The 15,872-nt window shown below is 71.5% G+C and carries 17 protein-coding genes; 1 reads left to right on the top strand and 16 read right to left on the bottom strand.

Annotated features, from left to right (window positions below):
• Window positions 1–98: 98 nt before the first annotated feature.
• The 16 genes from ACZZ0J_RS02265 to ACZZ0J_RS02190 all read right to left on the bottom strand — a co-directional run bounded on the left by ACZZ0J_RS02265 (window position 99) and on the right by ACZZ0J_RS02190 (window position 14,916).
• A complete protein-coding gene (locus ACZZ0J_RS02265; RefSeq protein ID WP_123338361.1) occupies window positions 99–1,274 on the bottom strand; it encodes a flagellar hook protein FlgE in 1,176 nt (391 codons plus the stop codon).
• A 65-nt stretch (window positions 1,275–1,339) separates the two neighbouring features.
• A complete protein-coding gene (locus ACZZ0J_RS02260; protein WP_123292727.1) occupies window positions 1,340–1,783 on the bottom strand; it encodes a flagellar hook assembly protein FlgD in 444 nt (147 codons plus the stop codon).
• A gap of 25 nt (window positions 1,784–1,808) precedes the next feature.
• Window positions 1,809–3,260: a flagellar hook-length control protein FliK gene (locus ACZZ0J_RS02255; protein WP_463434553.1), complete on the bottom strand. Its 1,452-nt coding sequence runs from the start codon at window positions 3,258–3,260 to the stop codon at window positions 1,809–1,811.
• Complete coding sequence (locus tag ACZZ0J_RS02250; RefSeq protein ID WP_463434551.1) at window positions 3,257–4,003, bottom strand: C40 family peptidase; 747 nt, start codon at window positions 4,001–4,003, stop codon at window positions 3,257–3,259. The genes ACZZ0J_RS02255 and ACZZ0J_RS02250 overlap by 4 nt, the downstream gene beginning before the upstream one ends.
• The gene (locus ACZZ0J_RS02245) at window positions 4,000–4,431 is read right to left on the bottom strand and encodes a flagellar FliJ family protein (protein ID WP_111086344.1); all 432 of its coding nucleotides are present in this window, start codon (window positions 4,429–4,431) and stop codon (window positions 4,000–4,002) included. Before ACZZ0J_RS02245 ends, ACZZ0J_RS02250 begins: the two co-directional genes overlap by 4 nt.
• Window positions 4,431–5,774 (bottom strand): FliI/YscN family ATPase, encoded by a 1,344-nt coding sequence (locus ACZZ0J_RS02240; protein ID WP_463438125.1) that lies wholly within the window; start codon window positions 5,772–5,774, stop codon window positions 4,431–4,433. Before ACZZ0J_RS02240 ends, ACZZ0J_RS02245 begins: the two co-directional genes overlap by 1 nt.
• Before the next feature lie 649 nt (window positions 5,775–6,423).
• Complete coding sequence (gene fliG / locus ACZZ0J_RS02235) at window positions 6,424–7,500, bottom strand: flagellar motor switch protein FliG (protein WP_463434549.1); 1,077 nt, start codon at window positions 7,498–7,500, stop codon at window positions 6,424–6,426.
• On the bottom strand, window positions 7,497–9,170 hold the full coding sequence (gene fliF, locus ACZZ0J_RS02230; RefSeq protein ID WP_463434547.1) for a flagellar basal-body MS-ring/collar protein FliF: 1,674 nt from the start codon (window positions 9,168–9,170) through the stop codon (window positions 7,497–7,499). The genes fliG and fliF overlap by 4 nt, the downstream gene beginning before the upstream one ends.
• Window positions 9,170–9,505 carry a flagellar hook-basal body complex protein FliE gene (fliE, locus tag ACZZ0J_RS02225; protein WP_123312739.1) on the bottom strand — a complete coding sequence of 112 codons (336 nt, stop codon included), beginning with the start codon at window positions 9,503–9,505 and terminating at the stop codon, window positions 9,170–9,172. Before fliE ends, fliF begins: the two co-directional genes overlap by 1 nt.
• Entirely contained in the window at window positions 9,505–9,900 is a 396-nt protein-coding gene (locus tag ACZZ0J_RS02220; protein WP_235035933.1) for a flagellar basal body rod protein FlgC, read from the bottom strand. The genes fliE and ACZZ0J_RS02220 overlap by 1 nt, the downstream gene beginning before the upstream one ends.
• A complete protein-coding gene (locus tag ACZZ0J_RS02215; RefSeq protein WP_194647664.1) occupies window positions 9,897–10,241 on the bottom strand; it encodes a flagellar basal body rod protein FlgB in 345 nt (114 codons plus the stop codon). Before ACZZ0J_RS02215 ends, ACZZ0J_RS02220 begins: the two co-directional genes overlap by 4 nt.
• 540 nt (window positions 10,242–10,781) lie before the next feature.
• A complete protein-coding gene (locus ACZZ0J_RS02210) occupies window positions 10,782–11,084 on the bottom strand; it encodes a hypothetical protein (RefSeq protein ID WP_123292718.1) in 303 nt (100 codons plus the stop codon).
• Between the two features lie 79 nt (window positions 11,085–11,163).
• A complete protein-coding gene (locus tag ACZZ0J_RS02205; protein WP_248703360.1) occupies window positions 11,164–11,637 on the bottom strand; it encodes a flagellar export chaperone FliS in 474 nt (157 codons plus the stop codon).
• 10 nt (window positions 11,638–11,647) lie between these two features.
• Window positions 11,648–13,036 (bottom strand): flagellar filament capping protein FliD, encoded by a 1,389-nt coding sequence (gene fliD, locus ACZZ0J_RS02200; RefSeq protein WP_463434544.1) that lies wholly within the window; start codon window positions 13,034–13,036, stop codon window positions 11,648–11,650.
• A 104-nt stretch (window positions 13,037–13,140) separates the two neighbouring features.
• Window positions 13,141–13,980: a flagellin N-terminal helical domain-containing protein gene (locus tag ACZZ0J_RS02195; RefSeq protein ID WP_181437623.1), complete on the bottom strand. Its 840-nt coding sequence runs from the start codon at window positions 13,978–13,980 to the stop codon at window positions 13,141–13,143.
• 117 nt (window positions 13,981–14,097) lie between these two features.
• Entirely contained in the window at window positions 14,098–14,916 is an 819-nt protein-coding gene (locus ACZZ0J_RS02190) for a sigma-70 family RNA polymerase sigma factor (protein ID WP_123938152.1), read from the bottom strand.
• Between the two features lie 469 nt (window positions 14,917–15,385).
• Between ACZZ0J_RS02190 and ACZZ0J_RS02185 the strand changes: the two genes are divergently transcribed.
• Window positions 15,386–15,871, top strand: coding sequence for a flagellar protein FlgN (locus tag ACZZ0J_RS02185; protein ID WP_111086397.1), 486 nt, complete (start codon window positions 15,386–15,388; stop codon window positions 15,869–15,871).
• Window position 15,872: the final 1 nt, after the last annotated feature.

The raw sequence follows: 15,872 nt of genomic DNA, 5'->3' as shown, positions 1-15,872 counted from the left end.
ACGCCGTGACGGTACGCCGCGACCGGCGATCGTGAGCAGAAATGGTCGGGTCGCCCGGAGGCACCCGACCATTTCTGCTCACGAAGCGCGCCGCCCGCCTACCGCTTCAGGTTCGTCAGCTCCTGCAGCACCTCGTCCGAGGTCGTGATGATGCGCGCGTTCGCCTGGAACCCGCGCTGCGCCACGATCAGGTTCGTGAACTCCTGCGACAGGTCGACGTTCGACATCTCGAGGGTGCCCGCTGCGAGCGACCCGACGCCGGCCGAGCCGGGACCACCGACGGTCGCGGTGCCCGAGTTGCCGGTGGCACGGTAGCCCGAGGCGCCGGTCTTCTCGAGGCCCGCCGGGTTGGCGAACGTCGCGAGGGCGATGCGGCCGAGGGCGAGCGACGCACCGTTCGAGAACGTGCCCGTGACGGTGCCGTCCTTCGAGATGGCGTAGCCCTGCAGGGCGCCGGCCTCGCGGCCGTTCTGCGAACCGATCGACGCGGTGTTGAGCGAGGCGAAGCCGGTGAGCTCCCCCATGTCGACGGCGATGCCGCCGACCGTCAGGGCGCCGCCGGACGTCAGCTTGCCGTCGGTGCCGAACGTGAGCGACCCGTTCGTGGTGGTCCCCTGCCCGTTGCGTGCGGTGACGTCCCAGCCGGTGCCGGTGCGCGTGTAGGCGAGGGACATCGTGTGCTTGGCGCCCGAGGCGTCGTAGACGGTGGCCTCGCGGGTGATGGTGTCGCCGACGGCGGTCTCGGACGGCAGGTTGCCGGCGACCGAGGCCGAGGTGGTGCGGACGGCCGGTGCCGCGGCGTCGAGCGGGAGCGTGATGTCAGCGAGGCCGCCGTTGTCGTTGACGACGCCGTTGGTGGCCGGGTAGCCCTGCACGATCTTGCCGTCGGCGGTGACCAGGCGGCCGTTCGCGTCGAAGTCGAACGCACCGGCGCGGGTGTAGACGGTGTCGTTGCCGAGGCGGGTGACGAAGAAGCCGTCGCCGGAGATCATCAGGTCGGTGGCCTTGCCGGTGGCCTGGGCCGAGCCCTGCGCGAAGTTGGTGGAGACGCCGGCGACCTGGACGCCGAGGCCGATCTGCGCCGGGTTGGTGCCGCCGACACCGGTCTGCGGTCCGCCGGCACCCTGGGTCATCTGCGACAGGGTGTCCTGGAAGACCGTCGACGAGGCCTTGAAGCCGACGGTGTTGACGTTGGCGATGTTGTTGCCGGTGACGTCGAGCATCTGCTGGTGCGAGCGGAGGCCGGAGATCCCGGAGTAGAGCGAGCGGAGCATGGTGCGTCCTTTCGGAGAGGCAGGAAGAGCAGGAAGAAGGAGGGGAAGGAGGGGAAGGAGCGGTGTCAGGAAGCCGGAGCGGTGGTGGTGATGCCGGAGATCACGTCGAGAGCGACCTCCTTCCCGTTCACGGTGACCGTGGGCACGCTGTTCGCGTAGGACACGGCCGAGGCGGTCCCGGTGACGGCGGTACCGGTCGCAGCGTCGGTGTAGCTGACCTGCTTGCCGACGAGGTTCGCGGCGGCGATGCGCATCTGGAGCGAGAAGTTCTCGTTCCCCGTCGTGGTCTGGTTGGTGATCTGCTCCATCATCGCGAGCTGCGTCTGCTGGCTGATCATCTGGTTGGTGTCCATCGGCGACGACGGGTCCTGGTTCTGCAGCTGCGTGACGAGCAGCTTCATGAACACCTCGGAGTCCATCGTCTGGGACTTCTTCGCGGTCGAGTTCGCGGCGAGGGCCGCGGCCTGTGCCGCCTGGTCCACGCTGCCGGTGATGCCGTCGATGGGCATGGTTGCGTTCCTGTTCGTGAGCCGGTCAGGCGAGGACGTCGAGTCCCGCGGTGCGGATGGTGGAGGTGGACGTGGCGGCTGCGGAGGCTGGCTGCGCGGCGGAGGTGCGCCGTGCCTCCAGACCGGTGTCGGCACGCAGACGGCCGTCGGCCGGTCGCTGGTCACGACCCGCCGACTCGCGCGGGTGGTTCTGCGACGACAGGTCGAGCGTGGTGCTCAGCCCGGTGCCGGCGGCGTCGCGCCGCAGGTCCGGCAGCACCTGGCGGACCGCGTCGCGTCCCGCTTCGGACGCCGCGAACAGCTCGACGTGCATGCCGTGCGCGGTGACGTGGGCGCGGACCGTGACCGGTCCGAGGCTGTCCGGCACGACCTGCACGGTGACGACGTGTTCACCGGGGCCGGCCTGCGCGAGCGAGAACACCGGTCGCGCGAGCTGCTGCCCGAGGGGCGCGGGCGTGGCCGACGGAGCGGCGGCCGCCGTGACCGGGGCGGGCGCGGCGGTCGGCGTGGAGGGCAGGACGAAGGGCGTCTCGCCGCCGCGCGTGGTGGTGACTGCCGGGAGGCCCGGATCACCCGCCGTCGATCCCTGCTGGTCCGTCCCGTGGCCGGTCTGTCCACCCCGCGCGGCGGTCGCCGCTGCCACCGTCACGACGGCCGGGGTCGCGGTCGCGGAGCCGTCGGTGGGCTGGGTGGGCTGGGTTGCCGCGGCGATCGGCTGGAGCGTCGCGGCGGCCGCAGCGGCAGTGGCAGCGGGCGCGCTGCTCGTGCTCGTGACTCCGACGGTGACGGTGCCGTTGCTGGTGCCGGTCGTCTCACCGGATGGGTTGCCGGGCCTCAGGGCGGACGCCGGTGACGGCGCGGGCCCGTCGGCGGGGACTGCGGCGGTCGTGCCCGGTGCCAGTGCAGTCGCGGATGGGGCGGACGCCGTCGTGTTGGCCGACGGCACCGCGGAAGCCGGCAGCGGGAGCGTGGCCCCCGTGGCAGTGGCAGCCCCGGTGGCAGCGGCGGGGACGGCAGCAGGCGTCGTCGGCGCGATCGTCTCCGGCGCTGGCGTCGTCGGCGCCGCGGTGACGTCCTGGGCCGTCGGCGCGGGCGCGGTCGACGTCGCCGGCGTGACCGTCGCGGCAGGGGTCGTCACCGCGACCGGAGGGACCGGGGCGGGCACCGTCCCGGCGAGCGTGAGCGGGAGCGTGGGTGCCTGGGCCTCCGCGGCGGCGGCGCCGTCAGCGGCAGCCGCCGCGTCCGTCCCCGTGGGGGTCGTGGCAGCGTTCGGCGACGTGGTCGAACCGGTGTCGTCGGATGCTCGGGAGTCGTCCCGGCGCGCCGGTGCGCGCTCACCGGTACGACGATCGGTCGCGGCGGCCGCGGACAACGCGGCGTCGAACACCTTGGCAGTCCCGGCGTCGGACGTGGCGCGGGCGGGCGCAACGCTGCTCGCCGGAGCGGGCACGGGCTGGGTGGCGATGGTCAGGCTCATGCGGCGCTCCCGGACTGCATCATGGACAGCAGCGCGGCGGTCTGCAGGTCGGTGGCGCTGCTCGCGGCGGTGGTCGCGGTCGTCGCTGTGGTGGCGGACGCCTGCGCCGGCACGATGCGGCGGATGGTGGCGATGTCGGCGTCCGAGTACCAGTTGTCGACGATGCGGACGTCCTTGCCGGGGCGCGGCGCGTGCAGCACCTTGCCGTCGCCGACGTAGATGACGACGTGGCCCTCGCCCTTCGGGATGATCAGGTCGCCGGGCTGCGCGTCCTTCAGGGAGCCGACCTCGACGCCCATCTTCGCCTGGTCCGGCACGACCCGCGGCATGGTCACGCCGAGGTCCTTGAACACCGTCTGCACCAGGCCAGAGCAGTCCATGCCAGCGGTCGTCGTGCCGCCGAACACGTAGGGCACGCCGAGGTACTTCTTCGCGTCCGCGACGACGTCGGAGCCGGTGGCGCCGCTGCCCGTCGCGAGCGTGCCCGCGCCGGCGTCGACGGACGTGGCGGGCGCACTGCTCGCGGCCGCCGCAGCGCCGCCCGCAGCGGTCGCGGTCCCGGTGCCGGTGGTCCCGGTCGCTGTGGCCAGGGCATCGGCGAACGCGCTCGACGACGCGCTCGACGACGCGCTGGTCGACCCGGCGGACGACGACGTACTCGTCGCCGCGGCCGAGCCACCGCGCAGGGTGTCGATCTGGGAACGGATCTCGGAGATCCGGGAGAGCACCGCTTCGACGCTCATCGGGCACCACCTTCCGTGCGGCGTCGTGCCGCGATCTCGTCGAGGGCGTTCTGTTCGGTGCGGAGTTCCTCGGCGGCCTGCTCGGCGGCGTGCTTGCCCTCGAGCTTCTCCAGGCCGACCGCGGCACGTCGTGCGGCGGTGTACTCGTCCTGCGCACGGTCGGCGTCCGCACGACGGGTCCGGACCACGGCGTCGAGCTCCTCGAGCATCCCGCGGGTCGCAGCACGCGCAGCGGCGACGGCGCTCAGGGTGGCGGCGTCCTCGATCGGCTGCGCGCCCTCGGCGTCGGCGAGACTGCGGCGCGCGGCGATCCGGGCGTCGGCGGCGTCGCGCACGCGCTCGTTCGCGGTGGCGAGCGAGGCAGCGGCGCGGTCCTGTTCGGTGTGCCGCAGGCGCAGGAGCCCCGCGAGCGGGAACCGGCGGGCCATCACGACACCCCCAGCTGCTGCACGAGACCACCGAGTCGCTGCCAGGACGCGTCGGCGGTCGCCCGCTCGTCCATCCCCTGTCGCAGGAACGCGTCGATGGCGCCCTGGTGGTCGACGGCGGCGTCGACGAGCGGGTTCGAGCCGCGCTGGTACGCGCCGACGTCGAGCAGGTCCTGGGCGGCGGCACGTGCTGCCATCACCTTGCGGAGGGTCGTCGCGGCACCGCGCTGCGCGGGGTCCGTCACCTTCGAGGCCACACGGGACACCGAGCCGAGGGCGTCCACCGACGGGAAGTGCCCGGTGATCGCGAGCTTCCGGTCGAGCACGACGTGACCGTCCAGGATGCTGCGGGCGGCGTCGGCGATCGGCTCGTTGTGGTCGTCGCCGTCGACCAGCACGGTGTACATGCCGGTGATGCTGCCGACGCGGTCCGTCCCGGCACGCTCGAGCAGCCCGGCGAGCACCGAGAACGTCGACGGCGGGTAGCCCCGGGTGGCCGGCGGCTCCCCCACCGAGAGTCCGATCTCACGCTGCGCCATCGCGACGCGGGTGAGCGAGTCCATCATGAGCACGACGTCCTGGCCGGCATCGCGGAACGACTCGGCGATGCGGGTGGCCACGAACGCGGCGCGCAGACGCATGAGGGCGGGCTCGTCCGAGGTCGACACGACGACGATCGAGCGGGCGAGGCCCTCGGGGCCCAGGTCGTCCTCGAGGAACTCGCGCACCTCGCGGCCACGCTCCCCAACGAGTGCGATCACGTTGACGGCGGCGTCGCTCCCCCGAGCGATCATCGACAGCAGCGAGGACTTGCCGACACCGGAGCCCGCGAAGAGCCCCATGCGCTGGCCACGGCCGACGGTGGTGAGGGTGTCGAGCACCCGCACACCGAGCTGCATCGGGGTGTCGATGCGGGTGCGTGCCATCGCGTTCGGGGTCGCGTGGTCGAGCGGCACCCAGTCGACGGGCTCACCACCGGCACCGACGAGCGGTCCGCGGTCGTCGATCGGCCGGCCGAGCCCGTCGAGCACACGGCCGAACAGCCCGGCACCCGTCGGCACGAGCACCGGCCGGCCGGTGGGGCGTGCGGGGGTGCCGGCGGTCACACCGGTGAGGCGGCCGAGCGGCATGCAGCGCACGCCGGTGGCGTCGGTCGCGACGACCTCGACGGCGGTCTGCACGCCGCTCTCCGGTCCGACCGTGACGACCTCACCGACATGGGCATCGAGCCCGGCGATCGTCAGGCCGAGGCCGACGGCACTCGTGACGACGCCGACCCGCTGGGGTGCGGCCTGCCGCAGGGCGTCGTCGAGCCCGCGGGGCCGGAGCAGCGTGGCGGTCACGCGGACACCCCTGCAGCTCGACACCCAGTGCAGTGCGGGCGCGGTCGAGTGCGGTGGCGATCCGGGCGTCGAGGATGCCGTCCGGCAGGTCGACGACGGCGTCGCCGTCCCGCAGCGCGGGGTCCGCGACCACCGGGACCGGCAGGTCGACGTCGGCGACGCGGGCGGCGTCCGCCGGGCTGAGCCGGACGGCCACCGGGACGCTGCGGTCGATGGACGCGAGCGCCCGCCGGACGGTGGTCTCGGCGCCGGACGTGATCCGGGCCTCCCTCCGTCATCGGTCCCGACCGCCGGACGGGAGGCACGGATCTCGTACCCGACGATCGCCTCGGCCAGGTCCGTGGCCGCGCTGGCGACCGAAGCCTCGGCGTCGCTGAGGACGGGCGCGACCGTGGACAGCATCGCGTTCGTCGCGGCGTCGAGGACGGCGATGCGGCGGACGGTGTCCGCGCGCAGCGACGCGGTCAGCGCGGCGTGCTCGGCCTGCAGGCGGGCGCGCAGGGCGTCCGTCTCGGCCTGTGCGGCGCGGAGTCCCGCGGTGTAGCCGGCGGCGTGGCCGCGGACGTCGGCACCGGACGCGCGGTCGGTCGCGGCGGCGGTGCCGATCGCGGGGAACGCGATGCGCTGCACGGTGCCGGTGGTCGTGGTGTCAGTCAACGAGCTCGTCCTCCTCGGCACGGTGCACGGTGATGACGCCCTGCGCCTCGAGCTCGCGCACGGAACGGACGACCTCGGCGCGCGCCTCCTCGACCTGCGAGACACGGACCGGGCCCATGGCCTGCAGTTCGTCGTCGAGCAGCGAGCGGTTGCGCTCGGACACGTTCGCGCGGATCGTCTCGACGACGGGTCCAGCGGCACCCTTCATGGCGGTCGCGAGGAGCTTCGAGTCGATGCCGCGCAGCACCTGCTGGATGTCGCGGGACTCGAGCTTGACGATGTCCTCGAAGGTGAGCATGCGCGAGCGGATGTCCTCGGCGAGCTCCGGGTCGCGGGCCTCGAGCCCCTCGAGCACGGCCTTCTCGGTGGCGACGTCGGAGCGGTTGATGATGTCGACCAGGGGCGCGATGCCGCCGACGACCTCGACGCTCTCGCGCGGCGACACGACGGCGCCGGCACGTTGCCGCAGGACACCGGCGACGATCCCGACGGCCTCCGGGGTCGCGCTGCCCATCGTGGCGAACGCCTGCGCGACGTCGGTGCGGACGCGCTCGTCGACACCGGCGAGGACGGCGCTCGCCTGACCGGGCTTGAGGTGTGCGAGGACGAGGGCGATGGTCTGCGGCAGCTCGCCCTCGAGCAGGGTGATGACCTGCCCGGGCTCGGCGTCGTCGAGGAAGTCGAAGGACTGGCCGGCGAGGTTCGAGGCGAGCCGGTCCATCACGCCGGCGGCGCGCTCGGCGCCGAAGGACGCCTCGAGCAGCCCGAGCGCGGTCTCCTTGCCGCCGCGCTTCTGCAGCCGGCCGCTCATCGTGATCCGGTGGAACTCCGACATGGTCTGGTCGACGACGGTGTCCTCGACGCGGCGCATGCGGACGATCTCGGCCGAGATCTCCTCGGCCTCCATCTCGGTGAACTGCTTCATCACCTCGGCCGCGCGGTCGGTGTCCATCTGCATGAGGATGAGCGCGACCTTCTGGGCGCCGGTCAGCGCACGGTCGTTCGAGCCCTTGCCGGTGCCCGGGCCGTTGCCGTTGCCGTTGCTGCCGCTCGGCATCAAGGCGCTCACACCGGTGCCCGGTCGTCGAGGAGCCCGCGCAGGAGCTCGGCCGTGCGCTTCGGGTCGCGTTCGGCCAGCGCGGAGATGTCCTGTCGGCGGCGCTCGGCCGTGATCTCGTCGGTCGTCAGCACCTCGGTCGGCGGGTCACCGGCGGGCATCGTCGACAGCACGGCGGTGGGGGCGTCGCCGGCGCCGAGGGTCGCCTGGTCGGCGGCGCCGTCCATCGCGAGCGGCAGCTGGAAGGTCTCACCGGCGAAGGCGTCGAGTTCCCCGAGGTCGACGGCCTCGCGCTCCTGCTTCCGGCTGCGGCGGGCGATGACGAACACGACCGCGATGAGCGCGAGCAGGATGCCGATGACGATGCCGGCGGTGCGGATCGACGACCACAGGGCTTCCTGCTGGTCGGCCTTCTGCTGCGCCTCGAGGGCCTTCGCAGCCTGGTCGGCACCACTGGTGTCGAAGTCCATCATCGCGACCTTGACCTGGTCGCCACGGTTCTGGTCGACGCCGGCGGCGGCCGACACCAGGTCGTTGATGCTCTGCAGGTTCGCGTTCTGCACGGCGTCGGCCTTCGAGTTCAGCGCGACCGAGATGGTCTGCCGGTCGAGGGACCCCGAGGGGATCTGCGTGGTCTCGGTGGTGTGGTCGACGGCGTTGTTCTTCGTCGCCGACTCGTTGGTGTAGCCGCCGTCACCGGTGCCGCTCGTGGCGGTGCCGTTCGGCACCGCGATGTTGTCCGGGCCGAGGACCCCGGTCGCGCCGCTCGACGCGCCCGCGGCACCCGAGCCGTACTGCTCGGTGGTGCTCGACTCGTTGAGCGCGACCGGACCGGAGGTCGGTGACGTGTAGCTCTCCGACGTGCGGGTGCCGGACTCCTGGTTCATCGTGCCGGAGACCACGACCGTCGCGTTGCCGGCCCCGAGGGTGGTGTCGAGCAGGTCCTGGATCTTCTTGCTCGTCGCGGCGTCGTAGTCGGCGGCCTGGTCGGCGCCGCTGCCGGTCGCACCGGTCCCGACGGCGGACAGCGTCTGCCCCTTGGCGTCGACGACCGAGACGTCGGTGGTCTGCATGCCCTCGACCGAGGCGCTGGTCAGGTGCACGATCGCCTGCACCTGGTCGGTGCTCAGCTGCGTGCCGTTGTCGGTGGCGATGAACACCGACGCCGTCGGGTCCTTCTCCTCGGACACGAACACGGACTTCTCCGGGATCGCGAGCTGCACGGTCGCCGTCTGCACGCCGTCCATCGCGCCGATGGTCTTGGCGAGCTCGCCCTCCATCGCCCGCTTGTAGGTGACGTCCTGCTGGAACTCCGAGCTCGTCACGCCCATCTGGTCGAGCAGCGAGTAGCCGCCCTCGTTCGACGACGGCAGCCCGTTCGACGCGGCCTTGAGACGCTCCGAGTACACCTGCGCCTGCGGCACCAGGATCGTCGCGCCGCCGTCGGTGAGCTGGTACGGCACACCGTCGGTCTGCAGCTGGTCGGTGATGGAGCTCGCGTCGGCGGCGGCCAGCCCGGTGAAGAGCGGCGCGTAGGACGCCTTGCCGAGCCACGACGCCAGGGCGATCCCACCGAGCACGAGCGCGGCGATCACCAGGATCGCGATGGTGCGCTGGGCGGCGGAGAAGCCCTTCACGTACGCGGACAGGCGCGCGAAGACGTTCTTGACGGCGACGGGCATCAGGCCTGCATCCTCATGATCTCGTTGAACGCGTCGACGCCCTTGTTGCGGACGGCGGAGACGAGCTCGAGCGTGACCTGCGCGCGGGTGGCGGCGATGGTCGCGTCGTGGATGTCGTCGAGGTTGCCGGTGACGGCCTTGAGCGCGAGGGTCTTCGAGTCGCTCTGCAGCGCCTGCAACCCGTCGACGGCGTTCCCGAGGCTGGCGGCGAACCCGCTGCCGTCGGTGCTGGTGGCGCCGGCGGTGCCGGCGACGTCGCTGGAGGTGCCGGACACACTGGTCAGTGCGTTCGTCATCGCGTTGGTGGTCACACCGTTGACGGCGTCGATGGGCATCAGTTCTTCCCGATCTGCAGTGCCGCCTCGTAGGCGGTCTTGGCACGGTCGACCACGGCGGCGTTCGCCTGGTAGCCGCGCTGGGCCATGATGAGGTCCGCCATCTGCGTGCCGAGGTCGATGTCCGGCATGCGGACGTAGCCCTCGTCGTTCGCGAGCGGGTTGTCCGGGTCGTAGGTCACGCGGCCGGCGGCGCTGCCGAACGCGGCACCCTTGACGTAGGCGCCGGACACGCCGTTGCCCTCCTGCACCTCGACGTAGCGGGCCTGGAACGCGGTGTCGTCCATCGACTTCACGGTGTTCGCGTTCGCCATGTTGTCGGCGACGGCGTCGAGCCACTTCCGGTGCACGGTCATGCCGGTGCTCGCGATGCCGATCGCGTCGAAGGTCGTCACGAGTTCGTCCGCATCGCCGCACGGACGCTGGTGAGCTCGGAGTTCATCGCCTGCGTGGCGAACTGGTACCGGAGCACGGTGTCGACGTTAGAGAGCGTCTCCTCGTCGAGGTTGACGTTGTTGCCGTTCGTGTTCGTCGGCTCGAGGCTGCGGGCGACCGTCGGCGCGGTGTCCCCGCTGCCGTCGGTGATCGACTTCGCCAGGGCGTCCTCGAACTGGACCTTCTCGGCGTGGTAGCCGGGCGTGTTGATGTTCGCGATGTTGTTCGCGATCACCTTCTGGCGCATCGACAGGCCGTCGAGTGCGCTCTGCAGCGCGACGCTCGTCACGGAATCGAACACGGTGGTCCCCTCGTCAGGCGTCGTCGATGGGACGTCGCCGTGCGGTGGTGGCCGATCCGTGGCCGAACTGGTGAGCGATCCGTGCTCGTGTGGCGCTATCGGTGCCCGTCCCCGGCCGCGTTAGCCCTCGCCCCGAACGGGGGTGGCTGGGGCGCGTTCGTCCGATGCAGAACGACTTCCTCGTTGTCGTACGACGACCACCTCGTCGCACCTTGCGCGCGCCCGGTGTTGCACGCGCGGGCGAGCGACACCATCGATGTCGTACGACGTCGACGATGTCGCACGTTGCGCGCGCAGATAGTTGCGCCCGCGGTCCGACGACATCCTCGTCGTCGCACGACGACCACCTCGTCGCACGTTGCCGACGCTGGCCGTTCACAGTGGGAGCCGTTGCGCTCGCGGGGCATCGACATCCTCGTTGTCGTACGACGACCACCTCGTCGCACCTTGCGCCCGCCCGGTGTTGCGCTCGCGGGGCATCGACATCCTCGTTGTCGTACGACGTCGAGCATGTCGTTCCGGGTCGAGAGCGCGCGCGGGTCAGGCGGACGCGTCGAGGTACACCGCGCCGCGGGGCTCGCGGGTCGCGTCGACGGCGCGCAGCGCACCGAGGTGCTCGAGCGTCGCCCGCCGGTCCGACTCCAGTTCCGCGATGCGGTCGCGCTGCGCAGCGAGCAGCCGGGAGGCACGCCCCACCAACGCGCGCGGCACCGGACCCAGCCCGGCCGGCTCCGACCACCCCACCACGGCAGTGGGGTCGGCCGCCTGTCGGGCGGCGTCGTGCTCCAGGGAGTCGAGCAGGGCCTCCCAGGCGAGGCGGTGGTCGACCTGCTCGGGCGACACCTCCTGCTCAGGCGACGGTGTCGTTTCACGCGACGGTGCCGGTTCACGCGACGGTGCCGGTTCACGCGACGGTGCCGGTTCAAGCGACACCGAGGGCTCCGCCCGTCGCCTGCTGACGTGCCGGCGTCGCCGGCAGCGACGCGGCGGCGTCGTGCCACGACTGCCGCAGGGGTTCGAGGATCCGGATGCAGTCCCGCGTGGCCTGCACGTCACGGTGCACGTTCGCGGTGATGAGGGACGTCGACGCGTAGTTGTAGACGGCGAGCAGGCCCTCACCACCGTCCCAGACGTCGATCCGCAGCGTGGACGACAGCTCGCCGACGATCGCCTGCGCGTGCAGCAGCTGTTCGCGCGCGGCGTCCCAGTCGGCGCTGGTCTGTGCGGCCTCGGCGCGGTGCAGGTCGAGCAGCAGCCGGTCGTAGAGCATCGTGACGAGCTGCGCCGGGGTGGCCGACAGGACGGCCTCGTTCGTGTACTGGGCGCGACGCTGGTCGGTCACGGTGCGGGGCTGCGCGGCCTGGCGGAAGGCGGCGGCCTGGAAGTCGAAGGTCATGGTGATCCCGTCAGCTCGTCGTCGCCGCGAGCTGGCTGGCGAGCCAGCTCGATTGGGACTGGAGCTTGCTGAGGCTGGTCTCGAGCGACGAGTACAGCGTCTGGAGCGATGCGCGGCGCATCGTGAGTCGGTCGGTCCAGCTGTCGATCTGGGTGTTGAGGTCCTTGGCGACCGCCTGCTGGCCGGTGATCGTCGTGGTGATGGACCCGTCGTACTTGTCGGACGCCGCGGTGGCGGCGGCACCGACGTTCGCGGCGACGCCGGACAGCATCGCCTGCGTTCCCTCGGGGTCGGTGGCGAGGGCCTTCTGGAAGACGTCCGCGTCGAAGGTGAAGCTGCCGTCCTTGGTGATCGAGATGCCGATCGACGACGGCGACTTCCCGCCGACGGGCGCCGACATGGTGCTGCCCAGGCGCTGTACGGCGTCGCGCGTGGTGCCGTCGCCCATCAGGACCCCGGCGGTCGTGGTCGTCGACCCACTGGTGGCACTCGTGCTGCTCGTCACCGCGGTGTTCGTCTTGTAGTAGGCCGAGACCGCGTTCATCGCGTCGACGAGTCCGGACGCCACGGACTGGGCCTTCGTGGTGTCCTGCGCGACACCGACCGTGACCGGGTCCGTCGAGGCCCTCGACACGGTGACGCTGAGCCCGGGGACCAGGTCGGTGAACGTGTTCGTCGCACTCGTGATCGTCTGCTCGGCGGCGGTGCCGGCCCACAGTGTGACGCTGGCGTCCTTCGCCTGGGCGACGACCGCGGCGCCGACCTCGGCCAGCACGTTCGTCGCGGTGCCCGCGGTCACCTGGTCGGCGGTCCCCCGGTACACCTCGAAACCACCCGCGGCCCCGGTCTTGGCAGACGTCAGCTGCACCCGGTAGAGCTTGGTGCCGTCGGCGGCCGCACCCGCGGCGACCTTCGTGGCGGTGACGCCGGCCCCGGACTTGTTGATCGCCGAGACCGTGTCGTCGAGGGAGCCGGACGAGGGCGTGACGGTGGTCTTCGTGCCGTCGGCACCCACCAGGGTGATCGGTTCGGCAGCGGCCGACCACGTGGACATCGCGGCGGTGACCCCGACCTGGGCGGACGCGGTCGAGCCGACGCTGAACGTCAGTGATCCGGCGCTCGCGTTCGTGCCGGTGACGGCGGTGACGCCCGACGACGAGCTCGTGGCCGTGAACAGGTCGAGCGAGGTCGCCTTGGCGGCGTCCTTCGCCTTCGTTGCGAGGGCCTGCACCAAGCCGTTGATCGTCTGCAGTGACGAGATGAACGAGTTGGTGCTCGTGAGCTTGTTCTTGAGCAGGGTCTGCGGCACGCCCTCGACGCTCATCAACGAGTTGATGAGGTCGGTCGTCTTGAGCCCGCTGACGAGCCCGTCGATCGCGAGGCTGGTGCTCGAGGACACGGACGATGACATCGTCGACACTCCCTGGCGTCGTGGGGATGGTCAGGAGGGCGACGCCGCCTCCCGGGAAGCCTGAACGATCCCGGAAGGCGGCGTCGTGGGTGCTAGCGCAGGAGCGAGAGCACGCCCTGCGTGCTCTGGTTCGCCTGCGCGAGCATCGACGTGCCGGCCTGGCTGAGGATGTTGTCGCGCGTGTACTTGACCATCTCCTCGGCCATGTCGACGTCGGTGATGCGCGAACCGGCAGCGGTGAGGTTCTCCTTGGCCACGTTCGTCACGTTGATGGCGTGGTCGAAGCGGTTCTGGACAGCACCGATGCTCGAACGTGCCGAGGACACGTACTTGATCTGCTCGTCGATCGCGGTGATGGCGGCCTGAGCGTTCGTCGCGCTGTCGAAGGTGAGCGCGCCGACAGCGGTCGACACGGACTCCACGTTGGACTTCGACAGGTCGACGTCGATCTGGCTCGCCGCGTCGCCGTTGGCGCCGACCTGGAACTTCAGGACGCCTGCGGTGCCGGCGGAGCCGTCGAGCAGGTTGATGCCGTTGAAGTTGGTCGACTGCGAGATGCGGGTGAGCTCCTTGGTGAGCTCGCCGACCTCGGTGGTGATCGCCTTGCGCGAGTCCTCGTTGTTCGAGTCGTTACCGGCCTGGACGGCCAGGTCGCGCATGCGCTGGAGGATCGAGTGGGTCTCGGTGAGGCCACCTTCAGCGGTCTGCACGACGGAGATGCCGTCCTGCGCGTTGCGGGCGGCGACCGTGAGGCCACCGACCTGGGACTTCAGCCCCTCGGAGATCGACAGACCGGCCGCGTCGTCGGCAGCACGGTTGATGCGGAGACCCGACGAGAGCTTCTCGAGGGACTTCGACAGGTCGTTCTGCGTCGAGTTGAGGTTCCGGTACGTGTTGAGTGCCGAGAGGTTGGTGTTGATGGACATACCCATGGTGGTTTCCTCCGTGAATGCTGGGTCGTACTACAGCCCGTCCGTGGGCTGACGTGGATGACTCTCGACCGGGTGCCGGGAGTCGTTAGGGAATCGACGGAAATACCCGTCGACGGTTCAGCTGGCCGCCACGGCGACCGGCGCGGTCGCGTCGTGGACGGCACGTGCGACGCCGGCGGCCGCGTTCGACGCGACGCGTGCGAGGTAGGCGCTCCGGCGAGCCGCGGTGGTGCGCGAGGCGGGTTCGGCGGCGGCACCGCCGTCCCCGTAGTGGGCGGCCAGTCCGTCGCGGAGCAGGCGCATCGCCTCGGAGCGCTGCTGCGAGACGGCGGAGTGCGTGATGCCGAGCTCCGCGGCGACGTCGGTCACCGAGCGGTCGCCGAAGTAGACGGCCTCGACGACGAAGCGCATCCGCTCGGGCAGCGCCTCGACGGCTGCGCGCAGGTAGCGGCGCTTCTCGGTCTCGAGCAGGTCGTCGCCGGGCAACGGCAGGTCCGCGGCGACGAGGTCGTGCACGGTCTCGTCGAGGGGCGCGACGATGCGGGCCGCGTCGCTCATGGCGTCCGAGGCGGTCTGCCGGTCGACGCCCATCGCGTCCGCGATCTCCTGCACGCCGACGCTCCGGCCGAGTCGGGCGGACAGGGCCTCCTGCGTGGCGAGGGTCTCGCGGATCCGCTTCCGGGTGCCACGGGACGCCCAGTCGGCCGAACGCATGTCGTCGGCGAGGGCTCCGGCGATCCGGGTCCGGGCGTAGGCGCCGAACGGGACGCCGAGGGTGGGGTCGAACGCGTCGGCAGCGGCCACGAGGGCGAGGGAGCCGACGGCGGCGAGGTCGTCGCGGTCCAGGTGCGTGGCACGGGAGCGGACGTCCGCGACGATGTAGCCCACGAGCGGGAGGTGCTCCACGATCATCGCGTTGCGTGCGGTGCGGTCCATGCTGATCCCCTGATCGACCTGACGTGACTGTCTCGACTCACCCGTCCCTGGGCACGACGGACGCCGGCCTCGGATGGCCGGTGCGTACGCCGAAGACCCGCCCGGTTCCCTCCGAGCGGTGCACCCCGCGCCCCTGTGAGGCGGTTCGAGGTCGCCCTCGTGGTGCGTTCTGAATGTATCGGCTGGCAATGTCCTGAACAGGGGTTCACCCGTCCCCAGTGCGGGGGCATTCGCGGTGTTTCCCGGTCGGCATTTGGGGGGACCCAGCCGGTAGAACGCCCGTTCCCGCCCCCGGACGGGGTGCGTTTCGTTCGTTCCGGGAGGCCCGGGGGACGTCCGCCTCGCAGGTCACGTCCCCCGCCGCTTACGACCACCGCCGTCGGGTCGATAGGTCCCGGTGTCCGCCGGATGGTGGACCCGAAGACCCGAAGACCCGAAGACCCGACGACGACCCACACGGGAGGAGCTGATGAGCGTGAACGACCTGTCCGCCGTGCTCTGGCGCGAACGCGAACTGCTCGAGCTGCTCACCTTCAAGCTCGAGGAGGAGCAGCTCCTGCTCACCGCGGGCCGTTCCCGGTGGGTGTCGCACGCCAGCCGCGAGGTCGAGCAGGTCCTCGAACGACTCCGCAGCACCGGACTCGAGCGCGCCGCGTCGAGCGCCGAGGTGGCCGAGGAGTGGGGCGTCCCCGCCGATGCACCGCTGCGCGACGTCGTCGCCGCCGCGCCGAACGGCCCGTGGGGTGAGATCCTCGCCGCGCACCTGACCGCGATGGTCGAGCTCACCACCCAGATCGGTGCCCTGCGCGACGAGAACGACCGCTTCCTGCGCACCGCCGCCCAGGCCACCGAGGAGACCCTCGCCGGCACCGTGACGACCGCCGCGACCTACGACGCCTCGGGCACCTCCGGTTCCGGCTCCGACGGCGCCCGCCTGTTCGAGGGGACCCTGTAGC

This window comes from Curtobacterium sp. AC272, assembly GCF_979258155.1.
The sequence above is the reverse complement of the archived record's forward strand: the minus strand, read 5'-3'. Positions and strand labels throughout refer to the sequence as shown.

Coding starts and splice junctions, on each gene's coding strand:
- ACZZ0J_RS02205 (WP_248703360.1), bottom strand. CDS start 11,637: ATGACCTTCGACTTCCAGGCCGCCGCCTTCCGCCAGGCCGCGCAGCCC.
- ACZZ0J_RS02245 (WP_111086344.1), bottom strand. CDS start 4,431: ATGGCCCGCCGGTTCCCGCTCGCGGGGCTCCTGCGCCTGCGGCACACC.
- ACZZ0J_RS02185 (WP_111086397.1), top strand. CDS start 15,386: ATGAGCGTGAACGACCTGTCCGCCGTGCTCTGGCGCGAACGCGAACTG.
- fliE (WP_123312739.1), bottom strand. CDS start 9,505: ATGCCCATCGACGCCGTCAACGGTGTGACCACCAACGCGATGACGAAC.
- ACZZ0J_RS02190 (WP_123938152.1), bottom strand. CDS start 14,916: ATGGACCGCACCGCACGCAACGCGATGATCGTGGAGCACCTCCCGCTC.
- ACZZ0J_RS02250 (WP_463434551.1), bottom strand. CDS start 4,003: ATGAGCGTCGAAGCGGTGCTCTCCCGGATCTCCGAGATCCGTTCCCAG.
- ACZZ0J_RS02260 (WP_123292727.1), bottom strand. CDS start 1,783: ATGCCCATCGACGGCATCACCGGCAGCGTGGACCAGGCGGCACAGGCC.
- ACZZ0J_RS02265 (WP_123338361.1), bottom strand. CDS start 1,274: ATGCTCCGCTCGCTCTACTCCGGGATCTCCGGCCTCCGCTCGCACCAG.
- ACZZ0J_RS02255 (WP_463434553.1), bottom strand. CDS start 3,260: ATGAGCCTGACCATCGCCACCCAGCCCGTGCCCGCTCCGGCGAGCAGC.
- fliF (WP_463434547.1), bottom strand. CDS start 9,170: ATGCCCGTCGCCGTCAAGAACGTCTTCGCGCGCCTGTCCGCGTACGTG.
- ACZZ0J_RS02195 (WP_181437623.1), bottom strand. CDS start 13,980: ATGGGTATGTCCATCAACACCAACCTCTCGGCACTCAACACGTACCGG.